Source organism: Nostoc sp. 2RC, assembly GCF_014222165.1.
Lineage (GTDB): Bacteria > Cyanobacteriota > Cyanobacteriia > Cyanobacteriales > Nostocaceae > Nostoc > Nostoc linckia.
On the sequence record NZ_JACKZU010000170.1, the window covers coordinates 1 to 16,787 of the forward strand.

Consider the following 16,787-nt stretch of genomic DNA (forward strand, 5'->3'; position numbering starts at 1 on the left):
GTACTAGATAAAGCCACTTTTGATTAAGTACTACCGTTGTGACCACAGAAATAATACTGATTTTTTCTGAAAAAAATAAAACAGAATTCAGAAGTCAGAATCTAGGAGTCAGAATCATGTAGGTAAAATTTTATATTAATAAAAAAATTTACTGATTACAGTTAGAAATAAAGCTCATCATCGATCGCACAGCTACTAATTACGTAGTAATGACTTTGGGATGGCAGGGAGAAGAACGAGTTCATGGTTGTATTATCCATATTGAAATTATGAATGGAAAAAATTGGATTCAGCGCGATGGGACTGAATATGGTATTGCCAATGAACTAGTAGCCGCAGGAATTCCCAAAAATAAAATTGTTTTAGCTTTTCATCTAGAGGATGTTAGACAATACACTGATTTTGCGATCGCTTGATTTTCAAAAATATGCGTTAGCGTAGCCCAACCCAGACATGGCCCAATGGCAGTTTCAGGTAACGCGAGGATGCGATCGCTACATAATTATGAATTACGAACATCGATGGCAAAAATTCAATATTCTCTTTTATGTGCAGTCGTGCCTAGATTTGCACATCTCCTGCTTGAAAAATCTGTTCGACAGTTAAATTCAATTCTCTCAATGTGGGTGAAATAATGCGTTCGCTTCCACGAAACTGGTCGATCTGGTACTCACCATCAAGCAATGAATAGACTGATATTGTCGGTTGTTTGGGATTGCCAATAAACCGCCTACCACCTAAAGCCGCATAATCAACAATCCAGTATTCCGGGATGCCCACTGTTTCATAAGCAGCCACTTTTGTAAGATAATCATCACGCCAGTTACTACTAACTACTTCAATCACCAATGGTATAGATTTAGCTAGGCTTACTGTAGAGTCTTTTTTCCAGAGTGGTTCATTGACTAAATTGGGGCGGTTTAATACCAGCACATCTGGCGAGTAAGCTGATTCACTCTCAAGCGGTTTCACTAATGCTGTTTTGGGAATGAAGTAGGGAAGTTTTAGTCGCCCAATTTCTATAGATATATTCACTGCCAAAAAACCTATAACTTCTTCATGTTCACCTGTTGGCTGAGACATCTCTATAACTACTCCATCATGCAGCTCATAGCGTTTTCCAGAGTTGTCTCGGTATTTAACAACGAATTCATCGAATGTAACTAGTTTGCGTAAGGCTTGAGTCATAAAATTATCGCTTCCAGTAGTTATTTCGGCGATGCCTACGGTTGGCTACGCCTACGCATTTGTTATTTTAGCGAGTGCAATTATAATTTCGGCGATGCCTACGGCGGGCTAAGCCTATTTTTGCGATCGCAAGCCAGCTTAAAAAACACAGACAATAATTTCTAACGCCAGTAGAATCTAGCTCTACTGACTCTCTTGCTTGGAGTTGACGATAAATTAACTCATAAATTTACTGCATGAACTTGTTAGCTCATGCAGTTTTCGGCGATTAGATTCAAAATGCGGATGAAAGGACTTGAACCTTCACTCCTTTCGGAACTAGAACCTAAATCTAGCGCGTCTGCCAATTCCGCCACATCCGCATAGACTATTATCGTACCATAAGAAATTATTTTTGGGAATAGGGAGATGGCTTCGCCAAGGGGAAAGGGCAAAGGGCAAGGGGCAAAGGGGAAACAAAAGATCCTTCCTTTTCCCTTTCCCCTTTTCCCTTTTCCCTACCCAAAGGGTTTTGCTCCATGCCCCATTACATAACCGCAACACGAGGTAGACGATGTTTGAAGCCGCAGAGAATTTCCCAGGAAATGGTATTTAATTGTTCTGCCCAATCGTCGGCGGAAATTTTTTCTTTTCCCTGTTCTCCAAGTAAGGTAACTACCTCTCCTTCTTGAATATCAGGTATGGCACTCACATCGAGCATCAATTGATCCATTGTAATTGTCCCGATTTGCGGCACTCGCTGACCGCGAATCAACACCTGAATTTTGTTAGAAAGATTACGAGGAACACCGTCAGCATAGCCAATTCCCACGACAGCCAGACGAAGTTCGCGTGGGGCAATAAATTTATGTCCGTAGCTGACAGCAGTTCCTGGGGCAATTGTTTTGACTTGAGTAACTCGTGCCTTCAGCTGTAAAACAGGTTTGAGGTCGATGGCATTTTGTAAATGGGGTGCTGGGTAAAGTCCGTAAACTGCCAAACCTACTCGCACAATATCGTAGTGTAATGCTCGGTCTTTTAGTGCAGCTGCTGAATTTGCCAAGTGCAAGCAAGGCGGTTGGATTCCCATTGCTTTGATTTGAGCGATCGCTTCCTCAAATCGTCTATGCTGTTCCTTCATCACAGTAGTATCAGGATCGTCTGCCGTTGCCAAATGAGAATAAATGCTGGCAATAGCAAGATGTGGTAACCGCTGTACTAATTGCACAAATTCACCAGCTTGCTGCCAATTAGTTCCTAACCTAGACATTCCCGTGTCTAATTTGATATGTACGGGTATGTTAGAACCGTAATTCATCGATTCTAGAGTATTGGAAAATACTAAAGCTTGTTTCGGACTACACAGTGTGGGCTGGAGTTGCCATTGAGCGATCGCATGAATTTGCTCTGGTGTATGAGTCGCCCCTAAAATCAAAATCGGGGCTTGAATCCCCCCTTCTCGCAATTGAATCGCCTCTGGAACTGTAGCAACTCCCAGCCAACTAGCTCCCGATTGAATTGCAGTTTGAGCCACCGTTACCGCTCCATGTCCATAGGCATCAGCTTTTACCACTGCCATCAATTGAGTACGTGGCGATAAAAATTGCACTATTTGTTGTACATTATGCGACAACGCCTCTAAATCAATTTCTACCCAAGCTCGTTGCGAAAACCACGCGTAGGTATCGCATTGCTCATTAGGAACTACACCAGGGATTTCCTTGCGACTTAACATTTGTACTGACTCCTTATCCACCGTAGCTCAACTTCCAAATTATCTATACACCCTCTGAAGAGCGATATCAGATTAAACAGGAAGTTTAACTCTGACTTGGAATTCATACAAGATGCTGAAAAACAAGAAGTTAAGAGTGAGGAGTGAGGAGTGAGGAGTGAGAAGTGAGGAGTGAGGAGTGAGGAGTGAGGAATTTTAACTCCTAACTCCCAACTCCTAACTCCTAACTCCCAACTCCTAACTCCTAACTCCCAACTCCTAACTCCCAACTCCTAACTCTCAACTCCTAACTCCTAAATTAATTTCCGCATTATTTCGGAAAGTATAATTTCTTATCATCTCCCTAGAAGAGTATATTTGTGTTAATATATGTAAAACTAATACCCTAAACGCAGATCAATGGGGAAGGTTTTAGTATTAAACGCCTCTTACGAACCTCTCAATATAACGAGTTGGCGTCGCGCCGCGGTTCTGTTAATTAAGGGCAAGGCAGAACGCGTGGAACACAACGGTAAATTCCTTTATTCGGATTTTCCGCTGCCAACCGTAATTAGGTTGCGTCATTATGTCCGCGTTCCTTATAAAGAAATTCCTCTCACTCGCCGAAATATATTGCATCGTGACGGTCATGCCTGTCAATACTGTGGTTACACAGGAGACGAATTGACCTTAGACCATGTGATACCGCGATCGCGCGGCGGAGGGGATACGTGGGAGAACATTGTCACAGCTTGTGTCCGTTGCAATGTTAAAAAAGGTAGTCGCACTCCCCACGAAGCTCACATGCCTTTGCGCCATCTTCCTCGCCAACCCTATAGCAGCCTTTATTTTGAGGTCAGCAAACATCTCAAGAGTGGACTGCACGCAGAATGGCAAAAATATGTTATAGGACTTTGATATGACATAGCCCAGTAGCCCAAAAAGCATACAGCAATAGTCACAGTTTTGCCTTTGTGCTTGGTTTGCAAATAAGGCTAAAGCCGAGTGGCACAAATTTGTATTTGACAAATTATGTGCTGAGTTGTTTATGTCCAGATATTGTGAGGGACATCCTTCGGCAGAAGCTAACATACCAGTTTGGCTAAATCCAAGCAAAAAAAGACAACAGCTTCCTAATATACCGCATAAAAAGCTAAAAAACTAGGGTGTGCCGAAAAAAACATCAGAAAACAGGCAATTAGTTTTCCTTGTGTTTCCACGCTCTCCCATCTCCCGATTCCCAAAATACGGCGAGAAAGCCCATTCCTGCCAGAGATGGGATGAATTGCCGCTCGCCGTCTTAGTCATTGGCTATTAGTTACAAGTATCATTAAGCACAAATAACACATATTATTACTAATGACTCGAAATCCTCGCTGCCTCAAGCGGGGGATAAGTTAACCCTAATCCACAGCCCAGTTGCCTTTTACACAAAACACAAAACAAGCTCTGTTGCTTGAAGATATAATTATTAATTGCTCAATAGTCAAAATAATGAGACTATTGAACATAAGATTATCTTAAATATCAAAGGCTAAGTCTAAAGTATTAGATGGAAAGTATACCCTAAGTTAGATAAATTTTAAAATTCGGTTATCAACCTGGAATAAAAACCGCGATCGTTCAAATTTTAGAAAAGAAAAAAGCCATAAAACTCGTTTATGCTCGAACATCAAGCCAGATATAGAAAACTTACTTTTTTCCAGCATTTTCATGCATTGTAATCAAATGTAGTTAATTGCTGAGGGCTGTCACTGACAAAAAATATACTTAGGTATATAGTGTCATATCTGGATATTTTTGCGAAGATCGAAATAATGTGGCTAAATTCGAGTGAATCGCTGATTGTAGTGTTTCTAAATAAATTGAGCCTCAGACTTTAAAAAAAGTTCCCTATGTACATAAATTCTCCCGTTAATGAGTTCGAGAGTTTGTCATTGACCGCAGAGCCAAACCCAGAGGAAGCTGAAATAGAGAAAGACCCAGTGGAAGTTGCACTTAAAAGTCCATCATTACAACCATCGCTAAGTGAAGGAGCTATCTATCTTAGTCAGCGTGGTAATTCCCTGACACAACAAAAGTCAGAAGAACTGCAAAAAACCTTACTAGCACACCGACACGATCGCCAGCTAGTAATTTTGCAAGATTTTCCTGACCCAGACGCTCTTTCTTGTGCCTGGGCTTATCAATTAATTGCTCAGCAATACGATATCAAATGTGAAATAATTTATGCTGGCGCTCTGAGTCATCAAGAAAATATTGCCTTGGTTAGACTCACTAATTTACCTATCCAACGCTGGACGCAGCAAACCTTGAAAACCAAAGATTTGTCATGTTATCAAGGTTACGTATTAATTGATAACCAAGGAACTACTTCACAGCTAATATCAGCAGTTCAGCAGGCAAAAATTCCATTAGTTGCGCTCATAGACCATCACAGTTTACAAGGCGAACTGGAATCAGAATTTGTGGATGTTCGTCCTTATGTACGAGCAACAGCGACAATTTTTACTCAATATCTGCAAGCGGGATTACTAGCATTAGATAGCAGCATCAATCAACACGTAAAATGTGCTACAGCATTGATGCATGGCTTACGTTCCGATACCAATCGGCTGATGCAAGCGCAAGAAGAAGATTTCATGGCAGCTGCATATTTAAGTCGATTTTATGACGCTCAGCTGCTGAACGCTATTTTACAGGCGAATCGTTCTAAGCGGGTAATGGATGTCATCGAGCGATCGCTCAAAAACCGCATCGTTCAAAATAACTTTTCCATTGCTGGTGTCGGTTACCTGCGCTATGATGACCGCGACGCCATCCCCCAAGCAGCTGATTTTCTCGTCACCGAAGAAAACGTCCATACTGCTGTAGTTTACGGCATTGTTCACGATGAAGACGAAGAATTAGAAATAGTCATTGGTTCCTTGAGAACCACCAAACTCACCCTTGACCCCGATGAATTCATTAAAGAAGCCTTTGGTCAAGATAGTACAGGCCGGTTTTTTGGTGGTGGAAGAACAAGCGCAGGCGGCTTTGAAATTCCGATGGGTTTCTTGTCTGGCAGTAACGAAAATTCCGCCTATGCGAAGATGAAATGGGAAGTATTCGACGCTCAAATTAAGCAAAAGCTACTGAGGTTAGTTAATCCCAAAGATAACCCGATTCAGTCGGAGTAGTGGAAGGAGAAGGAGATGTGGAGAACTCCTAACTCATGTACTAACCAAAGTGCGTTTCGTTACATAATATCCCTTCCCGACTTTTTTTAAAAGTCGGGAATTTAATTTTTATTAATTAATTGAGAATGTAGTTCGTATCTAATCTAAGTAAAGCGATACAAATAAAGTTAACTAGAGATTTCAGCAGTGTGAATGGTGCCAAAATATTTAGCTTAAATTAATTCAGCTATTTTAGTCGGAAGTCTTTGTATATTTAAGTTAGATAATGACAAGCTTGATTTACCTAGATTATGAGTAGCCTAAAGGAAATCGAATTCGCTGTTAGTCAACTTTCACCAGAGGAACTTGCGGCTTTTCGTGTCTGGTTTGCGGAATTCGATGCAGCAGCTTGGGATAAACAGATTGAAAAAGATGTGGCTGAAGGTCGGTTAGATGCATTGGCACAGAAAGCACTTAAACATCTGCGAGAAGGGCGTTGTACTGATTTGTGAAACATCGAGCAACCCCAGATTTTTGGTATTACTATCGCCAGTTACCAATTGATATTCAACAGCTTGCTGACCGATGTTATGAGTTGCTTCGGGAAGATCCCAAGTATCCATCATTACATTTCAAAAAAGTTGGTCAGTTTTGGTCAGTGCATATTGGTATATTTACAATACATTATCGGGCGCTTGCTGTAGAAGAAGATGGTAATTTTGTCTGGTTTTGGATTGGGTCACATCCAGAATATGACAAATTGCTCAGTGGTAAATAGCGTTTTAACAGTAATTCTGTTTTTTGACAACGATCGTTAAAGTTAGCATAGATGAATACACAACAAGCGTAACGAAATAACTCAGCACAGAGTACGCTAATAAAATTCAAAATATGGAACTGTATCTATTTCGTCATGGCATCGCTCAAGATAAAGATTTAGGCATCAAGGATGAGGAGCGCAGCCTTACCAAAGAAGGAAGGCAAAAAACTGAGAAAGTTGCTCAAAAACTTTTGAAATTAAATTTAAACTTTGATTTGATTGTTACCAGCCCCTTAGTGCGTGCGCGACAAACGGCTGAAATCTTGATAGAAACAGGATTAAGTTCGCACTTAGAGGAATCAAGTCACTTGGCTCCTGGAGGTGAAATTTCTAGTTGGCTGGTAGATTGGTTAGAGCCAAGAAATTATTCCCAAAATACCCGACTGGCCTTGGTTGGACACGAACCAGGTTTAACCAATTGGGCAGAAATTCTCCTCTGGGGGGAAGTCAAAGCCAGCCTAGTCTTGAAAAAAGCAGGTATGATTGGGATAAAACTACCAGAAAGTGGTTCTCCTCTGGGTCGTAGTCAGATGTTTTGGTTGACACCACCCAAGTATCTGCCATAACAGTTTTTCAACATTTTCGATTGTTGTTAGAAGGGCTACTGTTATGGCGATAATAAATTTCTGGTAAGTTAACTTGATCGGATATTTCAAAAATAAATGGTGTTGCCATGATGGTGTGCGAATACAAGCCTGGTCTAGAAGGCATTCCCGCCGCCCAATCCAGTATCAGTTATGTTGATGGGCAAAAGGGAATACTAGAATATCGTGGCATCCGGATTGAGGAACTAGCAGAAAAAAGTACATTCCTAGAAACTGCTTATCTCTTAATCTGGGGTGAGTTGCCCAGTAAAGAAGAACTCCAAGCATTTGAACATGAAGTTCTTCACCACAGGCGAATAAAATACCGCATTCGTGACATGATGAAATGCTTTCCAGAAAGCGGTCACCCAATGGATGCTCTACAAGCCTCTGCTGCCGCTTTAGGGTTGTTTTATTCGCTCCGGGATTTACATAATCCTGCCTATATTCGAGATTCTGTGGTGCGCTTAATAGCAACCATTCCCACAATGGTGGCGGCGTTCCAACTGATGCGAAAAGGCAATGACCCAGTGCGTCCCCGCGATGACCTAGATTACTCTGCCAATTTCCTATACATGCTCAATGAGCAAGAACCGGATTCTTTGGCAGCCAGAATTTTTGATATCTGCTTGATATTACATGTCGAGCATACAATGAACGCTTCTACCTTCAGTGCCAGGGTAACAGCTTCTACCTTGACCGACCCTTATGCTGTGGTTGCCAGTGCTGTGGGAACCTTGGGAGGCCCTTTACACGGTGGAGCCAATGAAGAAGTCATTCAGATGTTAGAAGACATTGGCTCTGTGGAAAATGTCCGTCCTTACATTGAGGACTGTCTGCAACGTAAATCTAAGATTATGGGCTTTGGACATCGCGTCTATAAAGTCAAAGATCCACGAGCCACAATTTTGCAAAAATTAGCCGAACAATTGTTTGACAAGTTTGGGTATGACAAGTACTATGACATTGCCCAAGAAATGGAACGAGTGGTAGAAGAAAAACTCGGTGCCAAAGGGATTTATCCCAATGTTGACTTTTATTCGGGTTTGGTGTACAGAAAAATGGGAATTCCCACAGATTTGTTTACACCAGTTTTTGCGATCGCCCGCGTTGCCGGTTGGCTAGCCCACTGGAAAGAACAGCTAGCAGAAAACCGCATTTTCCGTCCCACCCAAGTTTACAACGGTCATCACGAAGTTCGTTACATTCCCATTGACCAACGTTAACTTAATATTGGGGCATGGGAAAGAGGACACGGGGACGCGGGGACACGGAGACACGGGGAGGAAACAAGATGAACAAACGACTTGTTGCAAGTTGTCCCTTTGTCCCCTCATCTCCATCATTTCCCTGCGTCCCCCCGTCTCCCATACCTCCCGACTCAATAGCCAACGTCAATGCCAACCATAAGTAGAAGTTCTCATCTCGCTTCAGGGTGGTAAAACCATCCAAGGATATACTAAACATGGGAATTGGCAACAAATCTTCAATCAGACCTCATCTGGGCAAAACTTATTAATAAGTGAATTTACAGATATTAGTTTAGTAATATTTGTAACTCACTTAGACTCATGTCTTAAAGAGCGGAAACATGAATTCAGGAATTGACCTCCAAGGAACTTTTATTCAATCCCTCACGGATTTAGGAGTACCAGCAGGAACAGCCAAAGCAATTTGGATGCCACTGCCAATGGTACTAATGCTGATTGGGGCAACAGTGGGGGTATTAGTAGCTACCTGGCTAGAACGAAAAATTTCCGCCGCCGCACAGCAACGAATTGGCCCAGAATACCAAGGGCCTTTTGGGTTACTGGTGCCTGTAGCGGATGGTCTGAAGCTGGTATTTAAAGAAGATATCGTGCCAGCTCAATCTGACCGTTGGCTGTTTACTCTTGGGCCAATTATTGTTGTGATTCCGGTGTTTCTGTCGTTTCTGATTGTGCCCTTTGGACAGAACATCGTGATCAGCAATGTGGGTATGGGTGTATTTTTGTGGATTGCTTTGTCCAGCATTCAGCCCATTGGCTTGTTGATGGCTGGTTACGCATCCAATAACAAGTACTCCCTTTTAGGGGGCTTGCGGGCAGCAGCGCAATCCATTAGTTATGAAATTCCCTTGGCGCTGGCAGTGTTAGCGATCGCTATGATGTCTAATAGCCTCAGCACCATTGACATTGTGAATCAACAATCCGGCTACGGCATTTTGGGCTGGAATATTTGGCGTCAACCAGTCGGTTTTCTGATTTTTTGGATAGCTGCCCTAGCTGAGTGCGAAAGATTGCCCTTTGACTTACCCGAAGCAGAAGAAGAACTCGTAGCAGGTTATCAGACTGAATACGCAGGCATGAAATTCGGTCTTTTTTACCTGGGTTCCTACGTTAACTTAATCCTTTCTGCACTACTAGTAGTAATTCTCTACCTCGGCGGTTGGGACTTTCCCATTCCCCTCAACCTCATAGCTGGTTGGCTAGGAATCAGTGAAGCCGACCCCGTGTTGCAAATAGTAACTGCTGCTTTGGGCATCACCATGACCGTGTTCAAAGCCTATCTACTAGTGTTTATCGCCATTTTGTTGCGCTGGACAGTACCACGCGTACGGATTGACCAATTGTTAGATTTAGGATGGAAGTTTTTGTTGCCAGTTGGTTTGGTTAACTTGCTATTAACCGCCGCCCTGAAACTAGCCTTTCCTTTCGCCTTTGGTGGGTAATGAGATAGTTACGAGTTAGGAGTTAAGAGTTAAGAGTTATGAGTTACGAGTTTTTAATTGACTCCTCACTCCTCACTCCTCACTCCTCACTCCTCACTCCTCACTCCTCACTCCTAATTTTTATCACCTGAAGAGAGAGACACAATGCTGAAGTTCCTGAAACAAGTTGGTGATTACGCCAAAGAAACAGTACAAGCTGCGCGTTACATTGGCCAGGGGCTTTCTGTTACCTTCGACCACATGCGGCGGCGTCCGATTACCGTACAGTACCCTTACGAAAAACTAATTCCTGGCGAACGGTTTCGCGGTAGAATTCACTTTGAGTTTGATAAGTGTATCGCCTGCGAAGTTTGTGTTCGCGTTTGTCCGATAAATCTGCCTGTAGTAGATTGGGAATTCGACAAAGCCAGCAAAAAGAAAAAACTCAAGCACTACAGTATTGATTTTGGAGTTTGTATCTTTTGCGGTAATTGTGTGGAATTTTGTCCCACTAACTGTCTATCTATGACAGAAGAGTATGAACTTTCCACTTACGATCGCCATGAATTGAACTATGACAACGTAGCCTTAGGCCGTCTGCCCTATAAGGTCACAAATGACCCAATGGTGACACCACTACGCGAACTGGTTTACCTACCCAAAGGCGTCCTCGAACCTCACGGAGTGCCTGCGGATGCCCCACCTGCGGGTGCGCGCCCACAAGACTTGGTGGAACAAACCGAAAAATAAATATCAAACAATTTTAAATTTTGGATTTTGCGAAAAGTTAAAGCGCTGGCTTCCGGCGTAGACCCGAAGGGGCTTGCCGCAGGCATCTAAACTTTTCAAGACGGATTTTGGATTGAAAGAACAATCCAAAATTGGGAATCTAAAATCCAAAATTGATTGACCAATGACCAATGACAATTGACTGAGGACAAAAACAGTGAATCTAGCGGAAGGAGTACAGATTGTATGCCTTGGCTTACTGGGTGTGATGATGATTGGGGCAGCCCTTGGTGTGGTGCTGTCGCCTAGCATCGTCTATTCTGCCTTTATGCTAGGGGGTGTGTTCATCAGCATGGCAGGAATCTACCTGTTGCTGAATGGTGATTTTGTTGCAGCCGCGCAAGTGCTGATTTATGTTGGGGCGGTTAACGTGCTGATTTTGTTTGCCATTATGTTGGTGAACAAACGACAGAATTTCGCACCATTTCCCAACTCTTGGGTGCGGAAGGCACTCACAGGTGTAGTCAGTCTGGGATTGTTTGGGCTTTTGAGTACGATGGTGCTGGCGACTCCTTGGGCTTACTCAACTGTTCCTCCCAGTAGTAAAGGTTCCATAGTTTTAATTGGCGAACATTTCTTCACTGACTTTTTACTACCTTTTGAACTAGCTTCGGTTTTGCTGCTGATAGCGATGGTAGGAGCGATTATTTTGGCACGTCGCGAGTATTTGCCAGACCTGACACCATCTGAATTACCACAAACCATTTTGACTTTGCCAGAACGCCCCAGAGAACTGGTATCAAGCAGCAGTGAAACAAGAGAGTAAAGAATTCAGAATTGAGAATTCAGAATTGGCAAATTCAGAATAACTGCTGGTGGGGGATTAGAACTCACTACAGGGAAGCACCATCAAATGAAAAAACCTCAAGGCTGCGCTGCTTCAGCAGTGAAACTGTAATTCATTGAGAATTCTGAACGGCAGTTGCTTATCAAGGAAACCCCCAAGACCGCACTGCCTCCTCCAGAATTCTGACTCCTGAATTCTGAATTCTGAATTCTGTTTTCATAAAAAGTGGTGTTTTTTCAGAAGGAATACTCAAATTCATGCAACTCCAGTACTTTTTATTATTAGCAGCAGCTTTATTTTGCATCGGTATCTACGGTTTAATTACCAGCCGTAACGCTGTGCGGGTGCTGATGTCAATTGAGTTGTTGCTCAATGCTGTTAATCTCAATTTAATGGCATTTTCCAACTATCTCGACTCAACATTAATTAAGGGTCAGGTTTTCACCGTGTTTGTGATTACTGTGGCCGCAGCCGAAGCGGCGGTGGGTTTAGCAATTGTGCTTGCCATTTATCGCAACCGCGACACCGTCGATATGGAGCAGTTTAATCTCCTGAAGTGGTAACTGTGCGTGCAACTCAAGCAGGTAATCATTGCTTATAAAGCGCGGGATGCCCGGAGTAAAGAATGGGCAGAAATGTGCGCTAAACAACTCGAAAATCGCCAGTGCCAAGTGTTGATGGGGCCTAGCGGGCCGAAAGACAATCCTTATCCGGTCTTTTTGGCTTCAGCAGGTCAACCAATCGATCTGGCTTTGGTACTTGGCGGTGATGGCACTGTTTTAACTGGTGCGAGACATTTAGCCCCAGCTGGCATCCCAATTCTGGGAGTGAATGTGGGAGGTCATCTGGGGTTTTTAACTGAGTCAGTGGATGAGTTTGAGGATACGGAAAAAGTTTGGGATCGACTGTTTGAGGATCGCTATGCAATCCAACGACGGATGATGTTACAAGCTGCCGTGTATGAGGGTCATGGGTCTAATTTGCAGGCAGTCAGCGAACGTTACCTGGCTTTGAATGAATTTTGCGTCAAACCCGCTTCTGCTGACCGTATGATTACCTCGATTTTGGAAATGGAAATCGATGGTGAAGTAGTCGATCAATATGTCGGGGATGGGTTGATTATTTCCACTCCCACGGGTTCCACTGGTTACACCGTTTCTGCTAACGGGCCAATTATGCACGATGGCATGGAAGCGATTACCGTTACTCCCATTTGTGCCATGAGTCTTTCTAGTCGTCCCCTCGTTTTACCGCCTGGTTCTGTGGTAAGTATTTGGCCTTTGGGGGATTACGATTTAAGTACCAAGTTGTGGACTGATGGAGTATTGGGGACTTCGATTTGGCCTGGACACCGCGTTGATGTGCGGATAGCAGATTGTCGAGCTAAATTTATTATTTTGCGCGAGAACAATTCTTACTATCAAACACTGCGGGAGAAGTTGCTGTGGGCTGGTACAAGGGTTCGTTACAGCAATAATCACCGCAATTGAAGATTTGAAAGCGCTTTTGTTAAAAATGGCGATCGCAACGCCCAACTTAACCATCGCAATCAAAATTATTCCAGCCTCTAGATTCATCTAGAGGCTTTTTGTCCTGAGAAAGTTTATGTCTTGCAAAGATTTTGGCAAATAGTATTACTTGCATTTATACCTTATATCAAAGGAAAATTTTGTATCTTATTGCCAGATTTTTTTGCTATTAATGTCCATAATAAAAACACTATATCTATAATCTTAGAGAAACAAAAATGTCCCTAGATTCAATCCCGCACCGGGATATTTTTGCAAATCTAATACTAATTTCAAAAATGAATGCGACAGATGGATTCACAGATAACTTGAAGACAAAGAAATTCTCAATCCAAAATCTCAAATCGAAAATTTTATAAGTAGGAAGACAGATGGAAGTTTCTAGTCGCAATATCAATTACCCGCTGAATCCTCCTTCTATTGAAGATTTTCCTGTCGTTGAAACTCCAAAATATATCCTACGACTTGCCTCAAATGCAGAAGAATTAAAATCAATTTTTAGATTGCGTTTTGAAGTTTTTAATCTGGAACTAGGATTAGGGTTATCCAGTTCCAACTTTACCCACATGGATGAAGATCGGTTTGATGAAGTTTGCCATCATTTGATTCTCATTTGCAAACAAACCGGTAAAACCGTTGGTACTTATCGGATGCAAACTTATAAAATGGCTTCTCAAAGATTAGGTTTTGATGCTGCCGATATATTTAATCTGAATGCAATTCCTAATTCTATACTTCAAGCATCAGTGGAAGTTGGGCGTGCATGTATAGCTAAAGAATATCGCAATAGTCAGGCACTATTGTTACTCTGGGAAGGTCTAGCAAATTATCTTATTTGGACTAAAAATAAATATTTCTTTGGCTGTGCCTCATTATTAACACAATCTCCTTGGCAAGCTACTTGCGTTTATAATTATTTTCGACAGAATAACTTGATGCATCCAAGTATTTTAGTTTATCCAAATTCCCAATATTGTCTAGAATTACCTCAAAATTTTTCAGATTTATGTGATGTGGAAATTCCGAAGATTTTGCAGGCATACTTGAATATTGGTGCTAAAATATGTAGCTTTCCAGCCATTGATAGACAATTTAAGACTATTGATTTTTTAACTATATCTAATAGTCAAGACTTTGGTAGATGGGGTTATCAAATTTTTTCAACCTGACAAATCGCAACCCTTGACTGGGAGTTGAATAAATTTGTTTACCTTTGGCTTTGCTCTTTTAGTAAGATACCGCTCGTCATTCAGGCATGTTACCCCTCACACCACGATTGATTTTTTAGGGTTAAATCTAGCATATCTCAAAGACTGTTTTACGGGAAAATAAGAGATGTACCAAATGAGGGGTGTAACCCCCTAAACCTCTGCTGTATCCTACCACGAGAGGATTTCAACCCTCTGTTCCAGAAGAAGAGAGGTTTGAAGAGGGAAAAGTTGGAGTGGAGGTTTGATTCATGACAGCTTTTTGAGACACAGGTGAAATCATCTTGCTCGAACTTACATGAGTTAATGTCTCGCTAATGTCTACAATGAGTTACCTCTGGACACCTCATCCAGCCAAGCAAACTGGATTGTTTGAGATAAATTTTTAGGAAAATGACTTATGTGCAATGTCAAATTTGCGCCAAGTTGGTTGCGACTTTTAATTATTTTTTTGTTGACCATGAGTATATTGTTTCGGTTTTTTAACCTTGATGGCAAGATTTATTCTCATGATGAAACTCATACTTCACTAAGGATTTCTGGTTTTACCACCACTGAAGTCAAACAGGAAATTTTTAATAATCGTGTCGTTACTAAAAAAAGTTTTGCGAAATTTCAAGGTGCAAATTCTTCAAAAAGCTTAAATGACACAATTATGTCTTTGGCGAGAGAAGATTCTCAGCATCCACCGTTGTATTACATAATTGCGAGATTATGGACAGAAATCTTTGGTAATTCGGTGACAGCAATTAGAAGTTTATCTGCGTTAATGAGCTTGCTAGTGTTTCCCTGTGTTTATCGGCTATGTCGAGAATTATTTGATGTGCCATTACCAATTTCTGGTGTAGCGATCGCACTTATGACTGTATCGCCAATTCAGTTAGTATATGCCCAAGAAGCGCAAGAATATATTCTCTGGTTAATTACTATCATACTATCTAGTGCTTCTCTACTACGAGCAGTGCATTTAGAATTACAAGATAAAGATGAACTCACAAAGCAACCACCAGATCTTTTTACTGCTTGGAGTGTTTATGCAATCACTTTGACTATTAGTCTTTATACATTTCTTTGGAGTGGATTTGTTGCACTTGCTCACGGAATTTATGTGATTGCCATAGCCAAATTTAAATTAAATGAAACAGTGAGAAATTATTTGATAGCATCACTGGTAAGTTTCTTAGCTTTTACGCCTTGGATGACAGTTGCCGTTGGAGATTTTTTTCAATTTCTCATTTCTGGAGAAAAAGCAACAACACAGTCTTATTTAATAGATATACTTCCCTTTTTTCTCATCCAGAGTAGCCGGATTTTTTTTGATATCAATTTAACCTTAGAAAATCCTATAACTTATTTAATTACACCAATTTTTTTAATTTTAGTAGGATATGCAATTTATTTTCTTTGTCTTACCACTAATTATAAAATATGGTTGTTTGTTATTGCATTTATTTTAGTGCCAACACTGCCCATAATACTACCAGCTTTCAGTACTGGGGGTATACAATCTTTTACCGAACCATATTTAATTCCATTTTATTTAGGAATTCAAATAACTGTTGCTTATCTAGTGGCTAAAAAATTATATAATGGGAGCTTGCCACGCCGAACAAGTTGGCAAATAATCATGGCGTTGTTAATTATTTGTGGTTTAATTTCTTCCAAGGTGAATTCCCAAGCAATAACTTGGTGGAATAAGGGCATGAATTATAGCAATTTACAATTTGCCCAAATTATCAATCAGAGTAATAGCCCACTTTTAATTAGTAATTCTTTGGATAATTATGAACATGTATTTTCTTTAAGTTATCTCCTCAAACCAAAAGTAAATTTTTTATTGGTCAACAATCAAAAAATTCCTAAAATCTCTAATGAATTTACTGATATATTTTTACTCAATCCTTCAAATAATTGGCGAGAAAAAATAGAGCAAAAATATAACTTACAAACTAATATAATTTATGGTGATAATTATTATTCTGTTTGGAAATTAACGAAACCTCGTAATTTACGACGACGTGATATGCCATTGAATAATAAATTATCTGCTAGTTTGTATAGTAATCCTATTTCAGTTGTGAACAATATTGGTGTTAACGACTGTTAACAGTCCCACATAATATTTCACAAAATATTTAGGATTGCTATAGTTTGGTAATGTATTAAATATACTTGCATTTGAGCGCAAAGATAAAAAGTAATTAGTTAAAAATTATTTATTGTGAACTTTAATTATGTGGCATCTCAAACTTGCTCAAAATAAGTTACGATTTTTTATTGTTATTTTATTAACAATTGGTATTTTTTTTCGTTTTTTTAACCTTGATAATAAAGTCTATTGG

At 40.9% G+C, this 16,787-nt stretch carries 18 protein-coding genes and 1 tRNA gene; 15 read left to right on the top strand and 4 right to left on the bottom strand.

The genetic code is table 11. The features are described from left to right. Window positions 1-167: 167 nt before the first annotated feature. A complete protein-coding gene (locus GNE10_RS19190) occupies window positions 168-416 on the top strand; it encodes a XisI protein (protein WP_185566550.1) in 249 nt (82 codons plus the stop codon). A gap of 145 nt (window positions 417-561) precedes the next feature. On the opposite strand, the gene GNE10_RS19195 is transcribed toward GNE10_RS19190, so the two are convergent. After that, window positions 562-1,188 carry a Uma2 family endonuclease gene (locus GNE10_RS19195; protein WP_185566538.1) on the bottom strand — a complete coding sequence of 209 codons (627 nt, stop codon included), beginning with the start codon at window positions 1,186-1,188 and terminating at the stop codon, window positions 562-564. Between GNE10_RS19195 and GNE10_RS19200 the strand changes: the two genes are divergently transcribed. Continuing rightward, entirely contained in the window at window positions 1,180-1,353 is a 174-nt protein-coding gene (locus GNE10_RS19200) for a hypothetical protein (RefSeq protein WP_185566539.1), read from the top strand. The two genes, GNE10_RS19195 and GNE10_RS19200, sit on opposite strands and share 9 nt — an antisense overlap. A 115-nt stretch (window positions 1,354-1,468) precedes the next feature. On the opposite strand, the gene GNE10_RS19205 is transcribed toward GNE10_RS19200, so the two are convergent. Beyond that, a tRNA-Leu gene (locus tag GNE10_RS19205) sits at window positions 1,469-1,550 on the bottom strand. A 164-nt stretch (window positions 1,551-1,714) separates the two neighbouring features. Then, complete coding sequence (gene alr / locus GNE10_RS19210; RefSeq protein WP_185566540.1) at window positions 1,715-2,902, bottom strand: alanine racemase; 1,188 nt, start codon at window positions 2,900-2,902, stop codon at window positions 1,715-1,717. Window positions 2,903-3,301: 399 nt separating this feature from the next. Between alr and GNE10_RS19215 the strand changes: the two genes are divergently transcribed. The 6 genes from GNE10_RS19215 to GNE10_RS19240 all read left to right on the top strand — a co-directional run bounded on the left by GNE10_RS19215 (window position 3,302) and on the right by GNE10_RS19240 (window position 8,669). Continuing rightward, window positions 3,302-3,799 carry an HNH endonuclease gene (locus tag GNE10_RS19215; protein ID WP_096537994.1) on the top strand — a complete coding sequence of 166 codons (498 nt, stop codon included), beginning with the start codon at window positions 3,302-3,304 and terminating at the stop codon, window positions 3,797-3,799. Window positions 3,800-4,776: 977 nt separating this feature from the next. Beyond that, window positions 4,777-6,060 carry a bifunctional oligoribonuclease/PAP phosphatase NrnA gene (locus GNE10_RS19220; RefSeq protein ID WP_185566541.1) on the top strand — a complete coding sequence of 428 codons (1,284 nt, stop codon included), beginning with the start codon at window positions 4,777-4,779 and terminating at the stop codon, window positions 6,058-6,060. A 290-nt stretch (window positions 6,061-6,350) separates the two neighbouring features. Beyond that, window positions 6,351-6,551 carry a hypothetical protein gene (locus GNE10_RS19225; RefSeq protein WP_096538000.1) on the top strand — a complete coding sequence of 67 codons (201 nt, stop codon included), beginning with the start codon at window positions 6,351-6,353 and terminating at the stop codon, window positions 6,549-6,551. Beyond that, window positions 6,548-6,817: a hypothetical protein gene (locus tag GNE10_RS19230; protein WP_185566542.1), complete on the top strand. Its 270-nt coding sequence runs from the start codon at window positions 6,548-6,550 to the stop codon at window positions 6,815-6,817. The genes GNE10_RS19225 and GNE10_RS19230 overlap by 4 nt, the downstream gene beginning before the upstream one ends. A 113-nt stretch (window positions 6,818-6,930) precedes the next feature. Next, the gene (gene sixA, locus GNE10_RS19235; RefSeq protein WP_185566543.1) at window positions 6,931-7,425 is read left to right on the top strand and encodes a phosphohistidine phosphatase SixA; all 495 of its coding nucleotides are present in this window, start codon (window positions 6,931-6,933) and stop codon (window positions 7,423-7,425) included. A gap of 107 nt (window positions 7,426-7,532) precedes the next feature. Further along, a complete protein-coding gene (locus GNE10_RS19240; RefSeq protein ID WP_185566544.1) occupies window positions 7,533-8,669 on the top strand; it encodes a citrate synthase in 1,137 nt (378 codons plus the stop codon). Window position 8,670: 1 nt separating this feature from the next. Here GNE10_RS19240 and GNE10_RS19245 read toward each other — a convergent pair whose 3' ends face one another. After that, complete coding sequence (locus tag GNE10_RS19245; RefSeq protein ID WP_185566545.1) at window positions 8,671-8,910, bottom strand: hypothetical protein; 240 nt, start codon at window positions 8,908-8,910, stop codon at window positions 8,671-8,673. A gap of 124 nt (window positions 8,911-9,034) precedes the next feature. Here GNE10_RS19245 and nuoH point away from each other — a divergent pair, with 124 nt between their 5' ends. The 7 genes from nuoH (at window position 9,035) to GNE10_RS19280 (ending at window position 16,552) form a co-directional block, all read left to right on the top strand. Next, window positions 9,035-10,153: an NADH-quinone oxidoreductase subunit NuoH gene (gene nuoH, locus GNE10_RS19250; protein ID WP_185566546.1), complete on the top strand. Its 1,119-nt coding sequence runs from the start codon at window positions 9,035-9,037 to the stop codon at window positions 10,151-10,153. A gap of 144 nt (window positions 10,154-10,297) precedes the next feature. Continuing rightward, window positions 10,298-10,882 (top strand): NAD(P)H-quinone oxidoreductase subunit I, encoded by a 585-nt coding sequence (gene ndhI / locus GNE10_RS19255; protein WP_099068029.1) that lies wholly within the window; start codon window positions 10,298-10,300, stop codon window positions 10,880-10,882. Between the two features lie 196 nt (window positions 10,883-11,078). Beyond that, window positions 11,079-11,687, top strand: a complete 609-nt coding sequence (locus GNE10_RS19260; protein ID WP_185566547.1) for an NADH-quinone oxidoreductase subunit J — start codon at window positions 11,079-11,081, stop codon at window positions 11,685-11,687. Window positions 11,688-11,965: 278 nt separating this feature from the next. Continuing rightward, window positions 11,966-12,271, top strand: a complete 306-nt coding sequence (nuoK, locus tag GNE10_RS19265; RefSeq protein WP_011319473.1) for an NADH-quinone oxidoreductase subunit NuoK — start codon at window positions 11,966-11,968, stop codon at window positions 12,269-12,271. A 6-nt stretch (window positions 12,272-12,277) separates the two neighbouring features. Next, window positions 12,278-13,198: an NAD(+) kinase gene (locus tag GNE10_RS19270; protein WP_099068027.1), complete on the top strand. Its 921-nt coding sequence runs from the start codon at window positions 12,278-12,280 to the stop codon at window positions 13,196-13,198. Between the two features lie 410 nt (window positions 13,199-13,608). Further along, on the top strand, window positions 13,609-14,406 hold the full coding sequence (locus GNE10_RS19275; RefSeq protein ID WP_185566548.1) for a GNAT family N-acetyltransferase: 798 nt from the start codon (window positions 13,609-13,611) through the stop codon (window positions 14,404-14,406). 439 nt (window positions 14,407-14,845) lie between these two features. Then, on the top strand, window positions 14,846-16,552 hold the full coding sequence (locus GNE10_RS19280) for a glycosyltransferase family 39 protein (protein ID WP_185566549.1): 1,707 nt from the start codon (window positions 14,846-14,848) through the stop codon (window positions 16,550-16,552). The last annotated feature ends 235 nt before the right edge of the window (window positions 16,553-16,787 follow it).

What these genes read in the sequence shown, in the direction of transcription:
- GNE10_RS19280 (WP_185566549.1), top strand. Translation starts at nt 14,846, where the DNA reads ATGTGCAATGTCAAATTTGCGCCAAGTTGGTTGCGACTTTTAATTATT.
- GNE10_RS19215 (WP_096537994.1), top strand. Translation starts at nt 3,302, where the DNA reads ATGGGGAAGGTTTTAGTATTAAACGCCTCTTACGAACCTCTCAATATA.
- GNE10_RS19225 (WP_096538000.1), top strand. Translation starts at nt 6,351, where the DNA reads ATGAGTAGCCTAAAGGAAATCGAATTCGCTGTTAGTCAACTTTCACCA.
- ndhI (WP_099068029.1), top strand. Translation starts at nt 10,298, where the DNA reads ATGCTGAAGTTCCTGAAACAAGTTGGTGATTACGCCAAAGAAACAGTA.
- GNE10_RS19275 (WP_185566548.1), top strand. Translation starts at nt 13,609, where the DNA reads ATGGAAGTTTCTAGTCGCAATATCAATTACCCGCTGAATCCTCCTTCT.
- GNE10_RS19195 (WP_185566538.1), bottom strand. Translation starts at nt 1,188, where the DNA reads ATGACTCAAGCCTTACGCAAACTAGTTACATTCGATGAATTCGTTGTT.
- sixA (WP_185566543.1), top strand. Translation starts at nt 6,931, where the DNA reads ATGGAACTGTATCTATTTCGTCATGGCATCGCTCAAGATAAAGATTTA.
- GNE10_RS19220 (WP_185566541.1), top strand. Translation starts at nt 4,777, where the DNA reads ATGTACATAAATTCTCCCGTTAATGAGTTCGAGAGTTTGTCATTGACC.
- nuoH (WP_185566546.1), top strand. Translation starts at nt 9,035, where the DNA reads ATGAATTCAGGAATTGACCTCCAAGGAACTTTTATTCAATCCCTCACG.
- GNE10_RS19240 (WP_185566544.1), top strand. Translation starts at nt 7,533, where the DNA reads ATGATGGTGTGCGAATACAAGCCTGGTCTAGAAGGCATTCCCGCCGCC.
- GNE10_RS19245 (WP_185566545.1), bottom strand. Translation starts at nt 8,910, where the DNA reads ATGTTTAGTATATCCTTGGATGGTTTTACCACCCTGAAGCGAGATGAG.
- alr (WP_185566540.1), bottom strand. Translation starts at nt 2,902, where the DNA reads ATGTTAAGTCGCAAGGAAATCCCTGGTGTAGTTCCTAATGAGCAATGC.
- nuoK (WP_011319473.1), top strand. Translation starts at nt 11,966, where the DNA reads ATGCAACTCCAGTACTTTTTATTATTAGCAGCAGCTTTATTTTGCATC.